Source organism: Halarchaeum nitratireducens, from assembly GCF_017874695.1.
GTDB lineage: Archaea > Halobacteriota > Halobacteria > Halobacteriales > Halobacteriaceae > Halarchaeum > Halarchaeum nitratireducens.
In genome coordinates this window covers 379,715-400,120 of the sequence record NZ_JAGIKY010000001.1, presented here as the reverse complement: position 1 = coordinate 400,120, position 20,406 = coordinate 379,715, and the positions used below count along the sequence as shown (strand labels likewise).

The 20,406-nt window shown below is 69.7% G+C and carries 19 protein-coding genes; 10 read left to right on the top strand and 9 right to left on the bottom strand.

Annotation, left to right across the window (positions count from 1 at the left end):
- Positions 1–211: 211 nt before the first annotated feature.
- A complete protein-coding gene (locus J2754_RS01830; RefSeq protein ID WP_188876949.1) occupies positions 212–1,648 on the top strand; it encodes an MATE family efflux transporter in 1,437 nt (478 codons plus the stop codon).
- Between the two features lie 36 nt (positions 1,649–1,684).
- Here J2754_RS01830 and J2754_RS01825 read toward each other — a convergent pair whose 3' ends face one another.
- The 5 genes from J2754_RS01825 to J2754_RS16385 all read right to left on the bottom strand — a co-directional run bounded on the left by J2754_RS01825 (position 1,685) and on the right by J2754_RS16385 (position 6,177).
- Positions 1,685–2,266: a response regulator gene (locus tag J2754_RS01825; protein WP_211086523.1), complete on the bottom strand. Its 582-nt coding sequence runs from the start codon at positions 2,264–2,266 to the stop codon at positions 1,685–1,687.
- Positions 2,267–2,431: 165 nt separating this feature from the next.
- The gene (locus tag J2754_RS01820) at positions 2,432–3,802 is read right to left on the bottom strand and encodes a hypothetical protein (RefSeq protein ID WP_188876951.1); all 1,371 of its coding nucleotides are present in this window, start codon (positions 3,800–3,802) and stop codon (positions 2,432–2,434) included.
- Complete coding sequence (locus J2754_RS01815; RefSeq protein ID WP_188876953.1) at positions 3,799–4,392, bottom strand: hypothetical protein; 594 nt, start codon at positions 4,390–4,392, stop codon at positions 3,799–3,801. Before J2754_RS01815 ends, J2754_RS01820 begins: the two co-directional genes overlap by 4 nt.
- A gap of 48 nt (positions 4,393–4,440) precedes the next feature.
- Positions 4,441–5,976, bottom strand: coding sequence for an arginine/ornithine antiporter ArcD (arcD, locus tag J2754_RS01810; protein ID WP_188876954.1), 1,536 nt, complete (start codon positions 5,974–5,976; stop codon positions 4,441–4,443).
- Positions 5,977–6,048: 72 nt separating this feature from the next.
- Positions 6,049–6,177, bottom strand: a complete 129-nt coding sequence (locus tag J2754_RS16385) for a hypothetical protein (RefSeq protein WP_268238656.1) — start codon at positions 6,175–6,177, stop codon at positions 6,049–6,051.
- 176 nt (positions 6,178–6,353) lie between these two features.
- Between J2754_RS16385 and J2754_RS01805 the strand changes: the two genes are divergently transcribed.
- The 7 genes from J2754_RS01805 (at position 6,354) to J2754_RS01775 (ending at position 13,373) form a co-directional block, all read left to right on the top strand.
- Positions 6,354–7,301 (top strand): transcription initiation factor IIB, encoded by a 948-nt coding sequence (locus tag J2754_RS01805; protein WP_188876955.1) that lies wholly within the window; start codon positions 6,354–6,356, stop codon positions 7,299–7,301.
- A 45-nt stretch (positions 7,302–7,346) separates the two neighbouring features.
- Entirely contained in the window at positions 7,347–7,775 is a 429-nt protein-coding gene (locus J2754_RS01800; RefSeq protein ID WP_188876956.1) for a hypothetical protein, read from the top strand.
- Between the two features lie 63 nt (positions 7,776–7,838).
- A complete protein-coding gene (locus J2754_RS01795) occupies positions 7,839–9,071 on the top strand; it encodes a glycosyltransferase family 2 protein (protein ID WP_188876957.1) in 1,233 nt (410 codons plus the stop codon).
- A gap of 90 nt (positions 9,072–9,161) precedes the next feature.
- A complete protein-coding gene (locus J2754_RS01790) occupies positions 9,162–9,968 on the top strand; it encodes an alpha/beta fold hydrolase (RefSeq protein ID WP_211086522.1) in 807 nt (268 codons plus the stop codon).
- 53 nt (positions 9,969–10,021) lie between these two features.
- A complete protein-coding gene (locus J2754_RS01785) occupies positions 10,022–11,191 on the top strand; it encodes an ABC transporter substrate-binding protein (RefSeq protein WP_211086521.1) in 1,170 nt (389 codons plus the stop codon).
- Complete coding sequence (locus J2754_RS01780; RefSeq protein WP_211086520.1) at positions 11,188–12,126, top strand: NAD(P)/FAD-dependent oxidoreductase; 939 nt, start codon at positions 11,188–11,190, stop codon at positions 12,124–12,126. Before J2754_RS01785 ends, J2754_RS01780 begins: the two co-directional genes overlap by 4 nt.
- Before the next feature lie 110 nt (positions 12,127–12,236).
- Positions 12,237–13,373 (top strand): site-2 protease family protein, encoded by a 1,137-nt coding sequence (locus tag J2754_RS01775; protein WP_211086519.1) that lies wholly within the window; start codon positions 12,237–12,239, stop codon positions 13,371–13,373.
- Positions 13,374–13,618: 245 nt separating this feature from the next.
- Here the strand turns inward: J2754_RS01775 and J2754_RS01770 are convergent, their stop codons facing one another.
- From J2754_RS01770 to J2754_RS01760, 3 genes are all read right to left on the bottom strand, one after another.
- Positions 13,619–14,611: a ribonucleotide-diphosphate reductase subunit beta gene (locus J2754_RS01770; RefSeq protein ID WP_188876964.1), complete on the bottom strand. Its 993-nt coding sequence runs from the start codon at positions 14,609–14,611 to the stop codon at positions 13,619–13,621.
- 17 nt (positions 14,612–14,628) lie between these two features.
- Complete coding sequence (locus J2754_RS01765) at positions 14,629–17,079, bottom strand: ribonucleoside-diphosphate reductase subunit alpha (RefSeq protein WP_211086518.1); 2,451 nt, start codon at positions 17,077–17,079, stop codon at positions 14,629–14,631.
- 192 nt (positions 17,080–17,271) lie between these two features.
- Entirely contained in the window at positions 17,272–17,610 is a 339-nt protein-coding gene (locus J2754_RS01760; protein WP_211086517.1) for a PadR family transcriptional regulator, read from the bottom strand.
- A 167-nt stretch (positions 17,611–17,777) separates the two neighbouring features.
- Here J2754_RS01760 and J2754_RS01755 point away from each other — a divergent pair, with 167 nt between their 5' ends.
- The gene (locus tag J2754_RS01755) at positions 17,778–18,830 is read left to right on the top strand and encodes a PAS domain-containing sensor histidine kinase (protein ID WP_188876966.1); all 1,053 of its coding nucleotides are present in this window, start codon (positions 17,778–17,780) and stop codon (positions 18,828–18,830) included.
- 8 nt (positions 18,831–18,838) lie between these two features.
- On the opposite strand, the gene J2754_RS01750 is transcribed toward J2754_RS01755, so the two are convergent.
- Positions 18,839–19,210 carry a response regulator gene (locus J2754_RS01750; protein WP_211086516.1) on the bottom strand — a complete coding sequence of 124 codons (372 nt, stop codon included), beginning with the start codon at positions 19,208–19,210 and terminating at the stop codon, positions 18,839–18,841.
- Between the two features lie 188 nt (positions 19,211–19,398).
- Here J2754_RS01750 and J2754_RS01745 point away from each other — a divergent pair, with 188 nt between their 5' ends.
- On the top strand, positions 19,399–20,370 hold the full coding sequence (locus J2754_RS01745; RefSeq protein WP_211086515.1) for a phosphoadenosine phosphosulfate reductase family protein: 972 nt from the start codon (positions 19,399–19,401) through the stop codon (positions 20,368–20,370).
- Positions 20,371–20,406 lie beyond the last annotated feature (36 nt).

Here is a 20,406-nt window from a genome sequence, read left to right as displayed (position 1 = left end):
TCGCCCGCACCGTCCCGTCGCGACGGCGGGCGGCCCGTGCCGTCGCCCCTCACGGAAGACCTTTGACTGACCGGTCAGTAACATCGGTAATGCGAGACGAGTCCGGTACCGGGACGCGACCGCATCGAGGGCGCGGAGACACGGGAGACGCGGGGCGCGCGACGCGCCACGCGCACGCCACCGGTGGGCGACCGACGCGGGAGGAGACCCGATGACGGGCGTCCGTGAGCGGATCGAGCGCCTGTTCAAGGGCCCCGACGCGTTCGATCTGACGAGCGGTGGGATCGCCCGCCCGCTGTTCTTCCTCTCCCTCCCGATCGTCATCACGAACCTCTTTCAGACCGCCTACAACCTCGCCGACACCTTCTGGCTCGGCCAGTACAGCACCGACGCGCTCGCCGCGATCAGCTTCGCGTTCCCGATGGTCTTCCTCCTCATCTCTCTCGGGTTGGGGATCTCCGTCGCCGGCAGCGTCCTCGTCGCCCAGTACACCGGCGCGGGCGCGGATGCCGAAGCCGAGTACGCCGCCTCGCAGACGGTCACGTTCGCGGTTCTCGCCTCCCTCCTCCTCGGCGCCGTCGGCTACGTCTTCGTCGACGAGTTCCTCGCGGTCATGGGCGCCTCGGCGGACGTCCTCCCGATGGCGACCGGCTACATGGAGTACATCTCGCTCGGGCTCTTCGCCATGTTCGGGTTCGCCGTCTTCGTCTCCCTCATGCGCGGCTACGGCGACACCGTGACGCCGATGCTCGTCATGTTCGGGTCCGTCGTCCTCAACATCGTCATCGATCCGTTCCTCATCTTCGGCTGGGGGCCCTTCCCCGCCCTCGGGATCGAGGGCGCGGCCATCGCCACCGTCTTCTCGCGCGCGCTCGCCTTCGCCATCGGCCTCGCGATCATGTTCCGCGGAACGCGCGGCGTCCGCATCCGCCTGCGCGATATGGCCCCCGACTTCGACTACCTCCGACGACTCGCGCGCATCGGCGTCCCGGCGTCCGTCGAGGGGACGGGGCGTGCGCTCTCGATGAACCTCCTCCTCCTCATCGTCGCGTTCTTCCCGGACACCGTCGTCGCCGGCTACGGTATCGGGACGCGGGTCTTCTCCGTCGTCTTCCTCCCCGCGATCGCCGTCGCGCGCGGCGTCGAGACGATGACCGGGCAGAACATCGGCGCCGGCGAGCCCGAGCGCGCGGCGCGGGCCGCGGGGCTCGCGGCGAAGACCCTCTTCTGCGTCCTCACCGCCGTCGGGGTCCTCGCGTGGGTCTTCGCCGGTCCGATCGTCGGCGTCTTCACGACCGATTCCGCGGTCGTCGACGCCGCCGCGACCTTCGTCCGGTACGTCGCGCTGACGTTCGGATTCATGGGCGTGATGCGCGCGTACACGGGCAGTTTCCGCGGCGCCGGCGAGACGCTGACCGCCGCCGCGCTCTCCGTGGTGATGCTCGGCTTCGTCCGGTTCCCCATCGCGTGGGTCGCGTCCGGGTGGGTCGGCGAGACCGGGATCTGGATCGCGTTCGCCGTCTCGAACGTCCTCGGTGCCCTCGTCGCCTACGCGTGGTACCGCCGCGGCGGGTGGCGCGGCGGCGACCTCACCCGCGAGCGCGTCGACGTCGAAGAGGATGCGCTTGACGGTGCATCGACCGACTGAGGCGACCGTCCGACCCCACCGTGTCCGCCGTTCCGCTCACTCGGGGGCCGCGAGATCCCGGTAGAGCGCCGCCGAGCGCGCGCGGTCCTCGACGATGGCGGTCGGGGCCGTGACGCTCGTTCGGAGCTCCTCGAGTTCCGCGATCAACGACGCGTACCGCTCGTCGTCGCGGAGCGCGTCCGGATCGTGGGTCGCCTCGAGGGCGGCGCGCCGGGACGCGAGCGCGTAGTAGCGCGCGACGTCGCACTCGTAGTGTCGTCGCTCGTCGAGGGCGTCGACCGTCTCGACGAGCCGATCGCCGTCGACGGGCTTGACGAGGTAGTCGTCGACGTCGACGGTCGCGATCTCCAGTTCGGGATCGACGCCGGTGACCGCGGCGACGAACGCCCCGTCCGTCCGTTCGTCGAGGTGGTCGAGGTAGTCGAGTCCGTCCCCGTCGGGGAGCCGGCGATCGAGCACGACGACGGCGACGGACGGATCCGCGACGTCGATCGCCTCCGCCCCGGTGCCGGCGGTTCGGACGGTGTACCGGCTCTCCAGGCGCGCCGCGTACAGTGCCCGGAGCTCCGGATCGTCCTCGGCCACGAGCACCACGGGCCCCGTGTCATCCTCTCCCATGAGACGGACTATGTGCCTGGGCGGGGAGGTATCTTTCCCTGATATAGAATGCCTATTAAGTGTCACCACGGCCTCCGTCTCAATCACGAACGATACGTCGGGACGCGCGGCGACGCCGCGTCCGATCTCGTTTCGCACGCCGCACCGGTCACGGGCCGCGTCGGCTCACGCGGTGCCCCGAACGGCGTCTGCGACGCGGTCGAGAACGGGCGGCGCGGCGGCCGCGACGCGGTGCGCGTACGCGTAGTCGGCGTACACGTCGTCCGCGAGAGAGCGGTCGTCGACCCCGTCGCGGACGTCGCGGTCCGCCCAGCGCATCCGAGCGCGGACGCTCGACGCGACGCGCGAGGCGAGCGGCGCGGGCCCGTCCTCACGGAGCGTCCGGAGCGCGTCGACGGCCGCCTCGCGCTCGGCCGCGATGACGTCGATCGCGTCGGGTCTCGCGTACGCCCCGTCTCGGATCGCGGCCGTGGCGTCCGCGAGTGCGGCCCCCTCGACGAGCGCACGCATCGCCGACGCCACGGCCAGCGGAGACCGCCCCGCCGATCGCTCCTCGGCGACGTCGGTCGCGTTCTGCCAGCGCGATCGGCGGAGCTCGCGCAGCAGGGTCGCCGCCGCCGTGTCCGCGATGCCGCGCTCTATCGTCGTCCCGGCGGCGTCGAAGTCGGGACGCGCCGTCGCGTCGTCCGGGAGCGCGTCGGCGAGCGCGGCGGCCGCGGCGGCGAACCGGCCCCCGTAGTCGACGGGGTCGGATAGCGTCCCGCGGTAGCGCGCCGCGAGCCGTCGGGCGTCCGCGAGCGTCGCCCGCCCCCACTCGACGTCCTTCGCGTGCTCGGCGACGCCGAGGACGTCGTTCTCGGGATCGTGTGCGTCCGGCACGGTCGAGGCGAGGACGCTGTGCGCGTCGGCTCGCCACGAGCCGATTTCGACGTGCTCGACGAGCGCGGCCACGGGGTCGTCGCCGCCGACGTAGCGCCGGTTCGCCTCGAACGCGTCCAGCGCTCCCGTGACGCGCTCGCGACGCGCGGCGACGTCCGACCGGGTCAGGTCGCCGTCGAAGGCCGCCAGTCCCGCGCGAACGAACATCGCTTCCCCGCGCGGGTGGGCGAGTCCGGAGACGGCGTCGAGGCGACTCGACGGGGAGTCGGCGAGCGCGTCGCGGGCGTCCTCGCGCTCCGCCGCGAGGCGATCCCGGACGACGGCGTTCGGGACGCGCGAGACGTCGCCGTCGAGGAGCGCTCGAACGCGCTCGCGGGCGGCCGAGACGTGCTCGCGCGAGGGCTGAACGGGGACCGCGACGGGCACGTCCGGCAGCGGATCGAGCGTCGCGGCGAGCGCGTCCACGTCGTAGTCCGGCGCGGGATCGCCGCCGCCGAACCGGCCGCCACAGCCGGCGAGCGACGCGGCGAGTGCGGCCCCGGTCGCGGTGAGGAACCCGCGTCGGCCGACTCCCGACCCGCCCGGCGACGCCGCGCGCGAGTCGTGGCCGTCCTGGCGCGATTCGCGGCCGTCGCGGTACGACTCGTCGTCGCTCACGGCGACTCACTCCCGTTTTGGTAGCGTTCGGGTACGGGACCGCATCGCCCGCCGCTCCCCACGGAGTAGCCGTCGTACTCGTCGGCGGCGAGCGGGAGGCGGACGAGCGCCGCCACGTGGTCGGTCTCGTCGCGCTCGCAGGGCGCGTGCGCATCGCGGACGACTCGACAGAACTGGACGTCCGGGTCCCCGTCGGCGTCGAGCGCGACGTAGTGCAGCCGGCGGCGGTAACACGCGCCGATGGCGGTCTGGGAGACGACGACGGACTCGTGATCGAAGTCCGTCTCGGCGACGAGGCGGCGGGCGGCGGTCACGTCGGTCGATTCGAGCGCGTCGGTCGCGTACGACAGCTCGGCGGCGTCGGCGTCGCTCTCGACCGTCCCGATCGAGGGCTCGCCGCGGTCGTCGGTCGGCGCGACGATCGGCGGGCGATCTCCCGTCGTGCGCAGCGTCGCGTGCGGAACGTCGCCGAGGAGTCGGCCGCGTTCGGTTCCGTCGTCGGTGTCGCTCGCGCTACAGCCCGCGAGGGCCGCGGCGAGCGCGACACCGGTCGCGTGGAGGGCGGACCGTCTGGAGGGCGTGCGGACCATCGCGGGTGAACGCTGCGCCCGAGTCGACAAGAAACGTGGTGTCTCAGCTCAGGCGTCGTCGCCGGCGCCGGGCGCGGGCGTCTCGACCCCCTCTGCCGGGCGGATGCACCACCCGGTGAACCCCATCACGAGGAGGATCGCGGGGCTGAGGAAGCCGAAGAAGTAGTAGGGCGCGTAGCCGAGGAGGTGGAACCCGAGGCCTCCCGAGGTGAGTTCGAGGCCGATGGGGACGACCCCGAGGACGCCCGCCATGTAGACGCCGCCGGAGTTCCACGGGACGAAGGCGCTCGTGGTGGTACCGGCGGCCTCGACGGCGCGAGAGAGGTTCGCCGAGTCGAGTCCGAAGTCCTCGTAGAGGCCGCGATAGGTCATCCCGGGGACGACGATGCTGATGTACTGATCGGCGGCGAGGACGTTCATCGAGAACGCGGTGACGGCCGTCGTCGCGGTGAGCGACCCGACGGAGCGAGCGCGCGCGGCGATGGCGTTCGCGACGGCGGCGAGGACGCCCGCGCGGGTGAGCATCCCGCCGAGCGCGAGCGCGGCGAGGACGATCGTGACGACCCACGACGCGCCCGTGAGCCCCGAGGAGGAGAGGAGGTTGTTCACGAGGTCGGAGGACGTGCTCGGGCTCGTCCCCGACTGGGCGACGGTGAACGCGTGCGTGACGGGCCCGCTGTGGAAGGCGAGCGGGGCGGTGGTGACGACGGGCCCCTCCTGGAAGACGATCGTCGTGGCGATCCCCGCGAAGACCCCGGTCCCGAGCGAAGGGAGCGCCGGGATCCCGTAGAGCGCGAGCGCGAACGTGAGGACGAGCGGGAGGAGGACGACGAGGCCGACGTCGTAGCTCCCGACGATCGCGGTGCGGATGGCCTCCACCTGCCCCACGGGGATGTCGCCGCCCGCGTGGAGGCCGAGGGCGGCGTAGGCGACGAGCGCGACGAGGAACGCGAGCCCCGTGCCGACGCGCATCGCGTCGACGTGCTCGAAGAGGTCCGTCTCGGTCGCGGCGGCGGCGAGGTTCGTCGTGTCGGAGAGCGGGCTCTGCTTGTCGCCCGCGTAGGCACCGGAGAGGATCGCGCCCGCGGTCATCGGGGCGGGGATGCCGAGGCCGTGACCGATGCCGATGAACGCGACGCCGAGCGTGCCGGCGGTCGTCCACGAGGAGCCGATGGAGAACGAGACGACGGCGGCGAGGACGCACGCCGCGGGCAGGAACACCTTCGGCGTCAGGACGCCGAGGCCGTAGTACATGATCGCGGGGATGGTGCCGGCGGCGATCCACGTCGAGATCAACGCGTAGACGATGAAGAGGATGAGGACCGCCTGCAGTCCCATCGTGATGCTGTCGGCCGCGCCGTCGTAGAGGTCCCGCCACCCGAGGTCGAACCACCGGCGCGCGCAGAGCGCGGTGAACGCGACGCCGAGGAGCAGCGGGAACTGCGGGTCGAGGCCGAAGACGAGTCGCCCGGCGCCGAGGAAGACCAGCATCCCGGCGACGGGGACGAGCGCCTGCGCGAGCGAGGGGCGCCGCTCCGGTGGTAGTTCCTCGTAGGACAGCGGATCGAAGTCGAGGTCGCTCATGGTCCGTTCACGCGCATTCGGGAATCGGCGCTCTTGTGGGTGTCGTCTCGAACGCGCGGGAACGTCGCGGTTTCAGGATCCGAACGCGATTCCGTCGTCGACCGTCGGGTGACAGTCCGCGCAGACGAACCCGTCGAACCCGGTATCGGTGTGTTTCCAGAGCTGTCGTGGCGAGCCACCGCAGCGGTCACACGTGGGCATCGCAGTCCCTGCTTCACCATTGTGATACATAGTCGTTGCGCTCGGCTCTCCTCCCGCCGGAACCGGACGCCTGATCGACTCGCACTCACCCGATTCCCACGCCGTGGGAACCGGGTTGCGGTACTATGTGACAGGGGTGTGTCTCGGTAGTCACGCAAGCGTTGGGTGACCTAACGATGCAAGCAACGACCACGGCCGTCGGCCGAGAACGCGAAACGAACGAGACGACGACCGAGCGCGAGGACGCCTGTCCGGAATGCGGTTCCGCGCTCGAACACGACGACAGCCGCGGCGAGGTGTCGTGTCGTGAGTGCGGGCTCATCGTCGACGAAGACGTCGTCGATCGCGGGCCCGAGTGGCGCTCGTTCGAGGACGGCGACGGCGAGAACCGCTCGCGCGTCGGCGCGCCCACCACGAACCTGATGCACGATAAGGGGCTGAGCTCCGTCATCGGCTGGCAGGACAAGGACGCCTACGGCAAGCGTCTCTCCGGCCGCAAGCGTCGACAGCTCGCCCGGCTTCGCAAGTGGGACGAGCGCTTCCGCGCCCGCGACGACCAAGAGCGGAACCTCAAGCAAGCGCTCGGCGAGGTCGAGCGGATGACCTCGGCGCTCGGCCTCCCCGAGACCGTCGGCGAGACGGCGGGCGTGGTCTACCGGCGCGCACTCGACGAGGACCTCCTCCGCGGGCGCTCGATCGAGGCCGTCGCCACCGCGAGCGTCTACGCCGCGGCCCGACAGGCCGGCGTCCCGCGCAGCCTCGACGAGGTGGCGACCGTCTCCCGCGTCGATCGTCTCCGCGTCCAGCGCGCCTACCGGCAGGTGAGCCGCGAGCTCGGGCTCGAAGTCCCGCCCACCGACCCCCGCGAGTACGTCGAGCGCTACGCGAGCGATCTCGACCTCCCGGGCGAGACGGCGCGACGCGCCCGCGAGCTCCTCGACGCCGCCATCGAGGAGAACGTCCACAGCGGCAAGAGCCCGACGACGATGGCGGGCGCCGCCGTCTACGCCGCCGCGCGCCTCACGAACCACTCGGTGACGCAGGCCGACGTGAGCGAGGTGGCGAACGTCGCCCGCGTCACCATCCGGTCGCGCTACAAGGAGCTCCTCGAAGCCCAGGAGTGACCCCGCACCGAACGGCCTAACAGCGTCGCCACCGAACCCGACGGTATGACCGGTCGTGACCTCTCGCCCGGCCGCGCCGCGGCCGCCGTCGCCGCCGCCGTCGTCGGGCTGTTCGCGCTCTACTTCGTCGCCACGACGCTCGTCCCCGATCTCTTCGGACGATGGCCGCGGATCGGCGTCGGCGTCGGCGTCGGCCTCGCCGCCGCCTGCTTCGTCGGCTGCTTCGCCGCGCGGGCGCGACTCTCCGGCCCGCCACTGCGGCGCCTCGTCGACGCCGCCGTCGCCGCGATCTCCGCGCTCCTCCTCGCTCAGGGAGTCTCGTTCGCCGTCGGCCTCCCGCTCGCCGTCACCGCCGACGTCCTCCCGCTGGCGTTCGTCCATCTCCTCCTCTGGATCGGCACGCTGAGCACGCTCGTCCTCGTCGGCACCGCGCTCCGCGCCATCGGCCCCGACCTCCCCGATCCGGCACCCTGAGGGTCGTCGCCCGCGCCCGACCGGCCGCACGTTTCATACCGCTGTCGCTCCTTCGGTCCGTCGATGCGCGCGTCACCGTCCGCTCCGGACCGGCTCCTCGCCGGCGCGTTCGCGCTCGCGCTCGCCGTGGCCGCCGTCGTCGTCCTCCACGGTGACATCCATCCGTTCGTCGACGTCGTCCTCCGACCGATCGCGTACGCCTCGCTGTGGGGATTCCTCGGCATCTACGCGTTCGCCGCGCTCTTTTGGACCTACGAGGTCCTCACCTCGTGGCGCGACTACGAGCCCCCCGACGTCTCGTACGCCCCCACGGAGTGCCAACTCCGGATTCTCACCGTCGACGCCGAGGCCGTCGTCCAGAAGACCGTCGACGCCCTCCCGGCGGACGTCGCGCCCGGCGACAGACACGTCATCGCCGAGGCCCCCATCGACGTCGACGGTGCGACGGTCCACGTCGTCCCCGACGACTTCGAGAGTCGCGCCTCGGATAAGGGCCGGGCGCTGGAGTGGGCGCGCCGCAACGTCCCCTGCGAGCGCGAGTTCGTCCTCTTCCTCGACGAGGACTCGCACGTTCGGCCCTTCGACGGCTTCCCGGACGCCGACATCGTCCAGTTCCGCGAGTGGCCCGAGTACACCGGCTCGACGCTCGCCTTCTGGTGCGAACTCGTCCGGATCGGCTATCAGGCCGAACAGCAGGGGTTCGGGCTCCCCGGCGTCCCGCTCTACGCGTGGGGCGGCGGCATCGCCGTCCGCGCCGACCTCGAGGACCTCGTGACGTGGGACTACCCGACGCTCATCGAGGACACCGTCTTCGTCTGGCGCGCGGTGTTGGAGCACGACGCCGAGTACGTCGTCACCACCGATCGATTCCGGAATCAGGCCCCACCGTCCGTCCGCGAGCTGATCGAACAGCGCCGCCGGTGGCTCTCCGGCGGCCTCCGCGACGAACCGGTCCTCCCGAACCGCTACTGGGCGCTCTACGCCTTTCGAAACGTCACGTGGGCGTTCTCGCCGATCACGCCCTTCCTCCTCCTCACCGTCGGCTACCTCCCCGGGTCGATGCCCGGCGTCGGCCTCTACCGCGTCCTCTCGTGGGGGCTGCTCGTCTACGCGCTCGTCTGGTTCGTCCGCGGCTGGCGTTACTACGACGACCCCGCCTACCACCACTGGCTCGCCGTTCCGCTCTACCCGCTCGTCGTCGCCGTCCACTCCCTCGGGGCCGCGTGGGGCCTCGTCGACGAACCCGACACCTTCCGCGCCACCGAGAAGACCACGCGAGAGCGCGACCCCGACTGAGACGCCGCTCGTCGTTTCGTCGGCCCTCGCATCGCTCGGCCCGACGCTACCCCCCACTTTCGTGTACCCCCCACACGTTCTTCCGAACGTATGCCCGCACACCCGGAGCTGTTCCGACGCCGCGCCGACGTCCTCGCCGACGACCGCGGCTCGGGGTCCCCCGTCGTCTTCGCGCACGGGACGCTCATGGACCGAACGATGTTCGACCCGCAGATCGCCGAGCTGACCCCGGATTATCGCTGTGTCGCCTACGACTCCCGCGCCCGGACCGACGCCTACGCCGGCGGCTACGACCTCGACGACCTCGCGGCGGACTGCGTCGAGCTCCTGAACGGCAAGGGCATCGACTCCTGCGTCCTCGTCGGCATGAGCGTCGGCGGCTTCACCGCGCTCCGCGTCGCCCTCGACTATCCCGACCGCGTCGACGGCCTCGTCCTGATCGACGCGCCCGCGGGCCCGACCACCGACGCCGAGCGCGACACGTACGAGCGCATCGTCGCCGACCTCCGCGAGAACGACCTCGTCCCGGGGACGCTCGCCAGACAGATCGCCGAGCGCGTGACGAGCGAGACGACCCACGAAGAGCGCCCCGAACTGCTGGAGACGTGGGCCGAGCGGTGGGAGACCTACCCCGGCGACGCCGTCGCGAACGAGTACGAGTCGTGGTACGCGAAAGCGGGCGTCGCGGACCGCCTCGACGAGATCGACGTCCCGTCCCTCGTCGTCCACGGGGAGGAGGACGTCTTCGACATCGAACGCGCCGAGGCGACGGCCGCGGGCCTCCCGGACGCCGACCTCGTGCGCGTCCCCGAGGCGGGCCATCTCTCCAACCTCGAACGCCCCGCCGTCGTGTCCGACGCCCTCGGGGACTTCCTCGCCGACGTGTACGCCGACTGACGCGGCCGACGCGAACCGGAGGAGATTTATTGTTTTAGGCTAGCCTAAAAAGCATGGCCGAACGAACGCGGACGCGACGCGACTACCTCCTCGGGACCGGGACCGTCGTCGGGAGCGGGCTGCTCGCCGGCTGTGGTGGCTCCGGCGGTGGCTCGACGACGACGGGCGACGGTGCGACCACGACGGAGGCGAGCGAGTCGGGCGACCCGGACGCCGACGGCGACGATACGCACACCGTCTCGATGGCGCCCGTCGGGGACGTCGCCTTCGAGGACGTGCCGGAGACGTGGTTCCCGTACACCGCCGACTACGCCGACATGGGCGTCGCGCTCGGACGGGCGGACGGCCTCGAAGCCATCGGCGTCCGCGCGCGCTACGCCGCCTACTACTACGATGAGATCCCGGGGCTCTCCCTCGACACGGAGGACCTCACGCAGCTCTATCAGGATGGGACGGGCAAGGAGGTGTTCTACTCGCTCGACGCCGACGTCCACGTCATCGATCCGAACTTCATGGTGAACCGCCTCCAGTGGAATCAGAGCGACATCGCGGAGGTCCGGGAGAACGTCGCGCCCTTCTTCGGGAACACCGGCTTCACGCGGGTCTACGACTGGCACGACTACCGGTACTACTCGCTCTACGAGGCCTTCGAGAAGATGGCCGAGCTCTTCGACGAGCGCGAGCGCTACGAGGCGTTCAGCGCCTACCACGACGAGGTCGTCGCGGACGTGAAGGATCGCCTCCCGGCGTCGACGCCCGACATCGCGCTCCTCTATCCCGCCGGCATCCCGCCCGAGTCCTTCTACCCCTACCTCCTCGGCGACGGGACGCAGTCCGAGCAGTGGCAGACCCTCGAAGTCGGCGACGCCCTCGCACAGAACGGCGTCACGGACGCGCAGGCGGGCGGCGCGACGCTCGACTACGAGGCGCTCCTCGACATCGACCCCGACGCCATCGCCGTCCGCATTCAGGGCGAGATAACGGACGCGTACTTCCGGGAGAACGTCGTCGCGCACATGGAGCAACACGAGGTCGCGAGCGAACTCACCGCCGTCCAGGAGGGCCGCGTCTTCTACGGCGGACACACCTATCAGGGTCCCATCATTCACCTCTTCCACCTCGAACAGGCCGCACGAGGTCTCTACCCCGACGAGTTCGGCGGCGAGCAGCTCTTCGACCGCCAGCGCGTCGCGGACATCGTCGCCGGGGAGCTCGACGCATGAGCGAGCACGCGGCCCGGACCGTCGACGTCGCGGTCGTCGGAGGTGGACCGAGCGGCGCGAGCGCCGCGGTCTTCACCGCACGCTACGGCCTCGATACGCTCGTCTTCGACCGCGGCGTCGCCGCGCTCCCCCGCTCGGCGTTCCTCGAGAACTACCCGGGCTTCCCCGCGGGCATCGACGTCGAGACCTACCGGGCCCTTCTGCGCGATCACCTCGACGAGGCGGGTGCCGACCTCGCCGCCGACACCGTCAAGGCGGTCGAGCACGCGGCGGACGCGGACGAGCGCGAAGACGGAGAGAGCGGGAACGACGACGCCGAAGACGGCGCGCGCTTCGTCGTCACCACAGCGGACGGCCGCCGCGTCCGCGCGCGCCACGTCGTCGCGGCGTCGTGGTACGACGGCGCCTACCTCCGACCCGTCGTCGGTGACGGCGCGTACGAGGCCCACGAGCACGACGGCGACGATCACGAGCACTTCGACGGCGACTACCCCGACGCCGACGGTCGCACCGAGGTGACGGGTCTCTACGTCGTCGCGCCCGCGGGCCAGCGCAACGCGCAGGCCGTGGTCGCGGCCGGACAGGGCGCGCACGTCGCCCGCCGCCTCGTCAAGGACGTCCGACTCGCGGACGGCTACCCCGAGGAGCTCGCCGAGCACTACGACTGGCTGCGCTCCGCGAGCGAGTTCTCGGGCGACTGGGGCGAGCGCGAGCGCTGGCGCGAGTGGTTCGACGAGCGCGTCCCCGAAGAGCGCGAAGGGGACGACGATATCGCCGACCTGCGCGAGTCCTACGTCGACGCCGCCTTCGAGACGCGACGCGATCCTGACGAGGTCGAGGACCTGCGCGAGCGCGCGCACGACCGCCTCCTCGACCACCTCGACGACGACCGCATCCGCGCGTACGCCGCCGAGCACGACCTCCGCGACGGCTGACGCGCTCGGATCGCGTCGACGCGTGCCCCGTCGGACCGATCGGCCGCGCGTCGCCGTGCCCTCCGACGTCGGCGGTGCCTATTACTACCCGCCGCACCACATTCTAGCAGATGCGCAAGTTCACCGTCGGGCGGGTCTGGGACATCCCGATCCGCATCGACCTGTCGCTCGTCCTCTTTCTCCCGCTCCTCGCGTGGCTCCTCGGGAGCGAAGCGCAGATCGACACGTACGCGGGCGTCGTCAACGCCGTCGCGCCCCGTGCCGTCGACGTGGCGACGCTCCACGTCGGCTCGAACCCGTGGATCGTCGGCGTGCTCGCCGCCGTCGGTCTCTTCGTCGGCGTCGCGATCCACGAACTCGGGCACGCGTACGCCGGCGCGCGCTACGGCGTCGAGACCGAGGCCATCACCCTCTGGCTCCTCGGCGGTCTCGCCAGTCTCTCCTCGATCCCGCGCGACCCGGAACAGGAGTTCGGCATCGCCATCGCCGGCCCGGTGACGAGCCTGCTCGTCGCCGCGCTCTGCTACGCCGCCCTCTACGTCGTGCCGGCGTCGCTTCCGGTCCTCGGGTTCGTGGTCGGCTGGCTGGCGATCAGCAACGCCCTTCTCGCGGGCTTCAACCTCCTGCCCGCGTTCCCGATGGACGGCGGCCGCGTCCTCCGCGCGTATCTCGCGCGCTCGCGTCCATACGGCGTCGCCACGCGTACGGCCGCACGGATCGGCGTCGGTTTCGCCGTCGCGTTCGCGGTCTTCGGGATCCTCAGCTTCGCGCCGCTGTTCCTCCTGCTCGCGTGGTTCGTCTACAGCGCTGCGACGGGCGAGTCCCGGACCGTCCTCATCGACGACCTCTTGGAGGGGTTGACGGTCGGTGACGTCCTCGCCGACACGCCGACCATCGACGCCCGAGCGAGCGTTCAGTCGTTCGCGGATCGGGTGCTCGCGGACCAACGCACCGAGTACGCCGTCACCGAGGACGGCCGGGTCGTCGGCGTCGTCACCCTCGACGCGCTCCGACGGGTCCGCGCGGTCGAACGCGACGCCTACCGCGTCGAGGAAGTGATGCAACGCGACCTCCCGACGGTCGCCCACGACGCCGACGCCTTCGACGCGCTCGCCGTCCTGAACGACGGGGACGCCGGCGCCGCGTTCGTCGAGCACGACGGCGAGCGCGCCGGCATCGTCACTCGGAGCGACTACGCCAGCGTCCTCCAGGCGCGACAGGCCTTCGACGTGACCGTGCCCGCCTAGAGCATCGGGAAAGCCTCCCCGCGCCGCGCCCGTCGCCTCCGTCGGCGCGCGTCACGCACCGACGGTCGGCGCTAGCTTGGCTAATGACACCCGCCATCACCCACTATGGCCGCGGTGTCGTCGGACGATCGGCTGAAAACATCGCCTATCCATCACTCGACCGGGCGCGGAGGCCGAGGCTCGGGCCGCGGCCGGACGGCGCTGCGCTCGCTGGTCGCCGAGCGAGCGGGCCGCTCGCGCGAGCGCTACCAGTCGAGGCTCCCGCCGGACTGGTACTCGGTGACCTGCGTCTCGAAGAAGTTCTTCTCCTTGTTCAGGTCGACCTGCTCGCTCATCCACGGGAAGGGGTTCGTCGTCCCGTACTCCTCGGCCATGTCGAGCTGGCCGAGGCGGCGGTCGGCGACGTACTCGACGTACTCGGCGAACTGCTCGGGGCTCATCCCGAAGACCTCCTGGGGGCAGGCCTCGCGGGCGTAGACCTGTTCGAGGTCGACGGCCTCCGTGATCATCTCGCGGACCTCCGCGTCGAAGTCGTCCGTCCAGACGCCGGGGTTCTCCTCGCGGATCTGGTTGATCAGGTCGACGCCGAAGCCGACGTGGAGGGACTCGTCGCGCATGATGTACTCGAACTGCTGGCCGACGCCGACCATCTTGTTCTGCCGCTTGAGCCCGAGCATCATCGCGAAGCCCGCGTAGAAGAACACGCCCTCCATGACGACGTAGAAGCCGACGAGGTCGCGCAGGAGCTCGCGGACGTCGTCCTCGGTCTCCAATTCGAAGTCGGGGTCGTCGACGGCGCGCGTCAGGTCGACGACGAACTCGTCTTTCGCCTCGATGGCGGGGATGCGGTCGTACATCCCGTAGAGATAGTCCGGCTCGAAACCCAGCGAGTCACAGCAGTAGATGAACGTGTCGGTGTGAATCGCCTCTTCGTAGGCCTGCCGGAGGAGATACTGGCGACACTCGGGGGCGGTGACGTAGTCGTAGATGGCGAGGACGATGTTGTTCGCGGTGAGCGACTCCGCGGTCGAGAAGAACCCGAGGTTCCACTCGACGAGTCGGCGCTCGGCCTCGGAGAGCGCGTCGCCCTGCCACTGGGCGACGTCGTCCTGCATCGGGATCTCCTCGGGTACCCAGTTGTTGTTCACGCCGGCCTCGTAGTACTCGCGCGCCCAGTCGTAGTCGATGGGCAGGATCTTGTTCGGGTCGTGCTCGCCGTCGTGGTTCAGGACAGGCATAGCGGTGTGTATGTGTGTTATTGGCAGGCGTCGCAGGTCGGGTCCTCGACGGCGCAGAGGTCGGTGTCGTCGTCGCGCGTCCCGCCGTCCGTCGCGGCTTCCGCGTCGTCGTCGCGGTGCTGGGTCTTCCCGTACTCGGCCATGTCGAGCGTCGATTTCTCGATCTGGGAGGCGCCGAGCGTCCGCAGGTAGTACGTCGTCTTCACGCCCATCTCCCACGCGCGGGTGTAGACGTCGTCGAGCAGGCTCCCGTCCGTGCTCGGGAAGAAGACGTTGTGCGAGACCGACTGGTCGATCCACGTCCCCCGGTGGGCGGTGAGGTCGAGCTGATGGCGCGGGTCGATCTCGAAGGCGCCGCGATAGAGCTCCTTCAACTCCGCGGGGATCGCGTCGATCTCCTGGATCGAGCCGTCGTGGTACTTGATCCGGTCGCGGATCTCCTCCGTCCAGAGGTCGCGCTCCTTCAGGTCGTCGACGAGGCGATCGTTGACGACGGTGAAGTCACCGCTCATGTTCGACTTCACGTAGAGGTTCGAGTAGATCGGCTCGATGGAGGGCGACGTGCCGTTGATCGTCGAGACCGTGGCGGTGGGGGCGATCGCCATCGTGTTCGAGTTGCGCATCCCGTGCTCCTCGATGGCCTCTCGGACGACGAACCAGTCCATCGTCTCCGTCCTGTCCGTGGGGATCTCGCGGCCGCGCTCGTCTTCGAGCAGGTCGACGGTGTCCTGCGGGAGGATCCCGCGGTCCCACTTCGACCCCTCGTAGGAGTCGTACGCGCCGCGCTCGCCGGCGAGCTTCGCGGAGTTCAGGATCGCGTGATAGGAGACGAACTCCTGCCAGCGGTTCGCCGCCTCGACCGCCTCCTCGCTCCCCATCGGGATGTCACACTCCATCAGCGCGGCGTGGAACCCCATCGTCCCGAGACCGATGGGACGGTGACGCATGTTCGAGCGCTCGGCCTTCTCGGTCGGGTAGAAGCAGAGATCGACGACGTTGTCGAGCATCCGCATCGCCGTCTCGATGGTGTCCCCGAGGCGCTCGCGGTCGAGTTCCCCGCTCTCGACGTGCGTCTCGTAGTTGACGCTCCCGAGGTTGCAGACGGCGGTCTCCTCGTCGCTCGTGTTCAGCGTGATCTCCGTGCAGAGGTTCGAGGAGTGGATCGTTCCCTCGTGGTCCTGCGGCGAGCGGACGTTACAGGGGTCCTTGAACGTGATCCACGGGTGGCCGGTCTCGAAGAGCCGCGTGAGGGTCTTGCGCCAGAGGTCCGCGGCGTCGACGACCTCGTACTCGTCGATCTCGCCCTCGCGGGCGGCCTCCTCGTAGGCCTCGTAGTGCTCGCGGAACTCCTCGCCGTAGGTCTCGTGGAGCTCCGGCACCTCGTCGGGCGAAAAGAGCGTCCACTCCTCGTCGTTCTGGACGCGCTCCATGAAGAGGTCGGGCACCCACGCCGCCGTGTTCATGTCGGGGGTGCGCCGACGCTCGTCGCCCGTGTTGCGCTTGAGGTCGAGGAAGTCCGGGTAGTCGGCGTGCCACGCGGCGAGGTAGGCGGCGGCGGCGCCGCGGCGCTTCCCCGAGCGGTTGATGGCGCCCGTGACGTCGTTCGAGATGCGGAGGAACGGCACCGTCCCCGTGGACTCGACGCCCGTCGAGGAGATGCGCGCGCCGGCGGCGCGGACATTCGTCCAGTCGTTGCCCAACCCCCCGGACCACTTCGAGAGCGTCGCGTGTTCCTTGTACGCGTCGAAGATCCCTTCCAGATCGTCCGGGACGGTCGTGAGGTAGCAGGAGGAGAGCTGCGGGTGCGTCGTGCCCGCGTGGAAGAGCGTCGGCGAGGAGGGCGTGAACTCGAGCTTCGAGAGGACGTCGTAGAACTCCTCGGCGCGGGCGTTCGGGTCGTCCTCTTCCAGCGCGAGCCCCATGGCGACGCGCATCCAGAAGGCCTGTGGGAGTTCCAGACGCTCGTCGTCGGCGGTCTTGAGGAAGTAGCGCTGATAGAGGGTGTCGAGCGCCATGTACTCGAACTTCCCGTCGCGCTCGGGGTCGAGGGAGTCGGCGAGGCGTTCGAGGTCGAAACGCGTGCGCATCCGCTCGTCGAGGATCTCCGCCTCGACCATCGCCTCGACGTTCTCGCGGAACGTCTCCCGGTACGCGCGGTCGCGCTCGAAGCCGGTGAGGTCCTCGCCGACGACCTCGCGGAAGTACGTCTGGAGGAAGACCTCCGCGGCGGCGCGCTTGTAGGCGGGGTCGCGATCGACGCGCGCGGTCAGCGCGTCGATGACGGCCTCGTAGACCTCCTCCGTGCTCGCGCCGTCGTAGAGTGCGTGGTCGGCCTCGTCGACGAGGTCGGCGAACGTTTCGTCCGTCAGCACGTCCCCGTCGCCCTCGTCGTCGAGGCGCGATCGGGCGCGCTCGAGGACGGCGTGGACGGTGTCTCGCGGATCGTCGTGTGTCTGTGTCTGACTCATCGTGGCTGTGGTGTGTCCCGCTCGACGGCGTCGCCACTGCTCGGGCGCCGTCTCCGTCGAACGGGGATGTATCTATCCGGCGGAACGGCCGCCAGTGGGGTTCGTGGGCCGTCTCCGGCGGTAGTACGTGTGTCTCCCTACGGGCGAATAAAGTTTTGCAACTCGTGTTGTAGAACTACAATCTGATTTTAATTACGGTGCGGAGCGGTCGTTCAGCCACGCGAGCCGGCGATCGAGGGTCGTCCGCGCGAACGACGTGAGTCGGTACTCGTTGGCGCGGCCGTCCCCGTCGCGCTTGTCGACGAAGCCCGCGTCGACGAGGCGATCGAGGTTCGCGTAGACGTGACTGTGGTTGACGATCTCCCCGTAGTACTCCTCCAAGTGCGTCTCGACGTCGAGCCCGTTGCACGGCTGGTGCTCGTAGAGCCGCCAGAGGAGGTCGCGCTGGAAGCCGGAGAGGTCCGCCATCGCCGCGTCGTGCTCGCGGCCGCCCGGTAGCGATCGGCGCTGTGTGGTGTCGTCAGGTGCCATTACTGTAAGGGGTCCGGCCGAGGCCGGCGTCGACCGGACCGTCGACGGCCGCACGGATCAATCTTGCAGTGAAACCGACCGAGCCACCCGACGAGCAGTACGTTCATGTGGGGCGATACGCTATTGATGCGCATATCATGACTACTCTTGGATGCATGAAATAAAATATGGACGAAAACACACCGATCGGTCGCGCGGACGGCGGCGATCGATACGGGCACCTCATCGAGCACATCCAAGACGCGGTGGTCGAGTTCGAACTGACCGACGGCGTGCCGGTCGTCGTCGGCGTCAATCGGGCGTTCACGGAGACATTCGGGTACGAGGCGGCGGACGCGCGCGGCGAGGTGCTGAACGACCTGATCGTCCCGGTGTGGCTCCGGGACGAGGCGCACGCGCTCGACGACCGGACGTCCGCCGGCGAGATCACCTATCAGCGCGTGAAGCGCGAGACGGCCGACGGCCTCCGCGAGTTCCTCTATCGCGGGATCCCGTACGCCGACGACCGCTCGGACGAGGGCGGCTTCGCCGTCTACACGGACCTGAGCGGGTTCGTGCAGAACGAGCGCCGCGCTCGCGTGATGAACCGCGTGCTCCGGCACAATCTGCGAAACAAAGCGAACGTCATCGTCTCGCACACGGCGCGGCTCCTCGACGCGTTCGACGGGCAGTCCGCCGAGCGGACGGACGCCGTGGCGGCGGTCGAGCGGGCGGCGGACGCCCTCCAGCGGCTCACCGAGGAGGCCGGCGAGATCCACCGCGTCCTGAACGCCGCCGAGGTGACGAAGACGATCGACTGCGTTCCGACGGTTCGACGCGTCGTCGAGACCCATCGACGGGAGTCGCCGGACGCGGCCATCGACACGGACCTCCCCACGTCGATGGCCGTTCGAGCGACCGGGCACCTCGACGTCGCTCTCGATAGCCTCGTCGACAACGCGATCCGGCACAACCCGAGCGAGACGCCGCGCGTCCGCGTCCGAGTCGTCGCCGAGGCGCCGGGGTGGACGACCGTCCACGTCGAGGACGACGGTCCGCCGATCCCGGCCGACGAGCGCGACGTCGTCACCGGCGACGCGGAGATCACGCCGACGCGTCACGGCAGCGGACTCGGGCTGTGGCTCGTCAAGTGGACCGTCGAGACCTTCGGTGGCGAACTCTCCTTCGACGAGAGCGATCTCGGCGGGAACGACGTCCGCGTTCGCCTCCCGCGCCCGTAGCGTCCCCATCAGCCCTCGAGGGTCTCGCCGAGCGTGTCCGCGAGCGCGTCCACGCCGCCCGGTCCCTTTCGGACGAACGCGTCGGCGCCCGCCTCGATCACCGCGTCCACCGTCTCCGGGTCGCCGATCCCCGTGAAGAAGACGACGGGCACGTCGGGGTGACGGGCGCGCGCGTCGCGGAGGACGGACAGCGGGTCCTCGCCCGGGATGCGGTAGTCGAGCACGAGGCAGTCGACCCGCCCGTCGTCGAGACGATCGAGGGCGTCCTCGGCGCTCTCAACCGTCTCCACCCCTCGGTCGAAGCGGGTGCGTAAGCGCCGACTAACGACGTCCGCGAGCGCGCGGTCGTCGTCGACGTAGACGATCGAACCCCAATCCATAGCGAATTGACACGAGGATCGATATTCAGTGTTCCGGGCGGTTCCGGCACGTAGTGCCGGCATACTCACCGACCGTCCTGTGCGACCACACAGGTACCGGCCACATGCTCCGCATTCGCGGTCCCCCGGTGAACGCTGACCGCACACGCAAGCCTTTACGTGGGACGGTATTCGAGGAGGACACAACGATGTCAGCGGACTTCCCCGACTACCTCGACGTCGACTACGCGGACGGCGAGGGCGAGACCCCGGAGGATTATCCGACGCTCGAAGACAAGATCGAGAAAGCCGTGGCGGTCGTACGAACGGGCCTCGAAGAGTACGAGAACCCCGCGATCATGTGGACGGGCGGGAAGGACTCGACGCTCACCCTCTACTTCGTCAAGGAGGTCGCCGAGGAGTACGGCTACGAGATGCCGCCCGCGATCTTCATCGACCACTACCAGCACTTCGAGGACCTCCTGGATTTCGCCGAGCACTGGGCCGACGAGTGGGATTTCGAGCTCATCTACGCCCGGAACGAGGACGTCGGCGACTACGTCGAGGCCAACGACCTCGACCCCGGTGACGACATCGACATCTCCGCCCTCTCCGAACACAACCGACACCACGTTCGGGACATCCTCGACTACCAAGAGGACACCTTCCCCTTCCTCCTCGACACGTACGTCGGCAATCACCTGCTCAAAACCGTGGCGCTCAACGACGCGCTCGAGGAGTACGACGTCGACGGGATCTTCTCGGGGATCCGCTGGGACGAACAGGAAGCCCGCGCCGACGAGACGTTCTTCTCTCCTCGGCATGACCCCGACATCTATCCGCCGCACGACCGCATCCAGCCGATCCTCCAGTTCGACGAATCGGCGGTGTGGGACGCCTTCTGGCACTACGTCGTCCCCGAGAGCGTCGAGGGGTACCCCGAGGAGGGGTACGTTCCGCAGGCCTACGACGACCTGCCCGAGGGCATCACCCACGAGGACATCCCCGTCTCCCCCAAGTACTTCAAGGGCTTCCGCTCGCTCGGTAGCGAAGTGAGTACCGATAAGGCCGACGACGAGCCCGCCTGGCTCCAGGACCTCGACAACACCACCGAGCGCGCCGGCCGTGCTCAGGACAAAGAGGACCTCATGGAGCGCCTCCGCGACCTCGGCTACATGTAACGCCCGCCGGATACACGCCCCTCACTCTCCCCTCTC

What these genes read in the sequence shown, in the direction of transcription:
- J2754_RS01755 (WP_188876966.1), top strand. Translation starts at nt 17,778, where the DNA reads ATGGACGAAAACACACCGATCGGTCGCGCGGACGGCGGCGATCGATAC.
- arcD (WP_188876954.1), bottom strand. Translation starts at nt 5,976, where the DNA reads ATGAGCGACCTCGACTTCGATCCGCTGTCCTACGAGGAACTACCACCG.
- J2754_RS01795 (WP_188876957.1), top strand. Translation starts at nt 7,839, where the DNA reads ATGCGCGCGTCACCGTCCGCTCCGGACCGGCTCCTCGCCGGCGCGTTC.
- J2754_RS01830 (WP_188876949.1), top strand. Translation starts at nt 212, where the DNA reads ATGACGGGCGTCCGTGAGCGGATCGAGCGCCTGTTCAAGGGCCCCGAC.
- J2754_RS01765 (WP_211086518.1), bottom strand. Translation starts at nt 17,079, where the DNA reads ATGAGTCAGACACAGACACACGACGATCCGCGAGACACCGTCCACGCC.
- J2754_RS01775 (WP_211086519.1), top strand. Translation starts at nt 12,237, where the DNA reads ATGCGCAAGTTCACCGTCGGGCGGGTCTGGGACATCCCGATCCGCATC.
- J2754_RS01790 (WP_211086522.1), top strand. Translation starts at nt 9,162, where the DNA reads ATGCCCGCACACCCGGAGCTGTTCCGACGCCGCGCCGACGTCCTCGCC.
- J2754_RS01745 (WP_211086515.1), top strand. Translation starts at nt 19,399, where the DNA reads ATGTCAGCGGACTTCCCCGACTACCTCGACGTCGACTACGCGGACGGC.
- J2754_RS01780 (WP_211086520.1), top strand. Translation starts at nt 11,188, where the DNA reads ATGAGCGAGCACGCGGCCCGGACCGTCGACGTCGCGGTCGTCGGAGGT.
- J2754_RS01750 (WP_211086516.1), bottom strand. Translation starts at nt 19,210, where the DNA reads ATGGATTGGGGTTCGATCGTCTACGTCGACGACGACCGCGCGCTCGCG.
- J2754_RS01805 (WP_188876955.1), top strand. Translation starts at nt 6,354, where the DNA reads ATGCAAGCAACGACCACGGCCGTCGGCCGAGAACGCGAAACGAACGAG.
- J2754_RS01825 (WP_211086523.1), bottom strand. Translation starts at nt 2,266, where the DNA reads ATGGGAGAGGATGACACGGGGCCCGTGGTGCTCGTGGCCGAGGACGAT.
- J2754_RS01815 (WP_188876953.1), bottom strand. Translation starts at nt 4,392, where the DNA reads ATGGTCCGCACGCCCTCCAGACGGTCCGCCCTCCACGCGACCGGTGTC.
- J2754_RS01785 (WP_211086521.1), top strand. Translation starts at nt 10,022, where the DNA reads ATGGCCGAACGAACGCGGACGCGACGCGACTACCTCCTCGGGACCGGG.
- J2754_RS16385 (WP_268238656.1), bottom strand. Translation starts at nt 6,177, where the DNA reads ATGCCCACGTGTGACCGCTGCGGTGGCTCGCCACGACAGCTCTGGAAA.
- J2754_RS01800 (WP_188876956.1), top strand. Translation starts at nt 7,347, where the DNA reads ATGACCGGTCGTGACCTCTCGCCCGGCCGCGCCGCGGCCGCCGTCGCC.
- J2754_RS01760 (WP_211086517.1), bottom strand. Translation starts at nt 17,610, where the DNA reads ATGGCACCTGACGACACCACACAGCGCCGATCGCTACCGGGCGGCCGC.
- J2754_RS01770 (WP_188876964.1), bottom strand. Translation starts at nt 14,611, where the DNA reads ATGCCTGTCCTGAACCACGACGGCGAGCACGACCCGAACAAGATCCTG.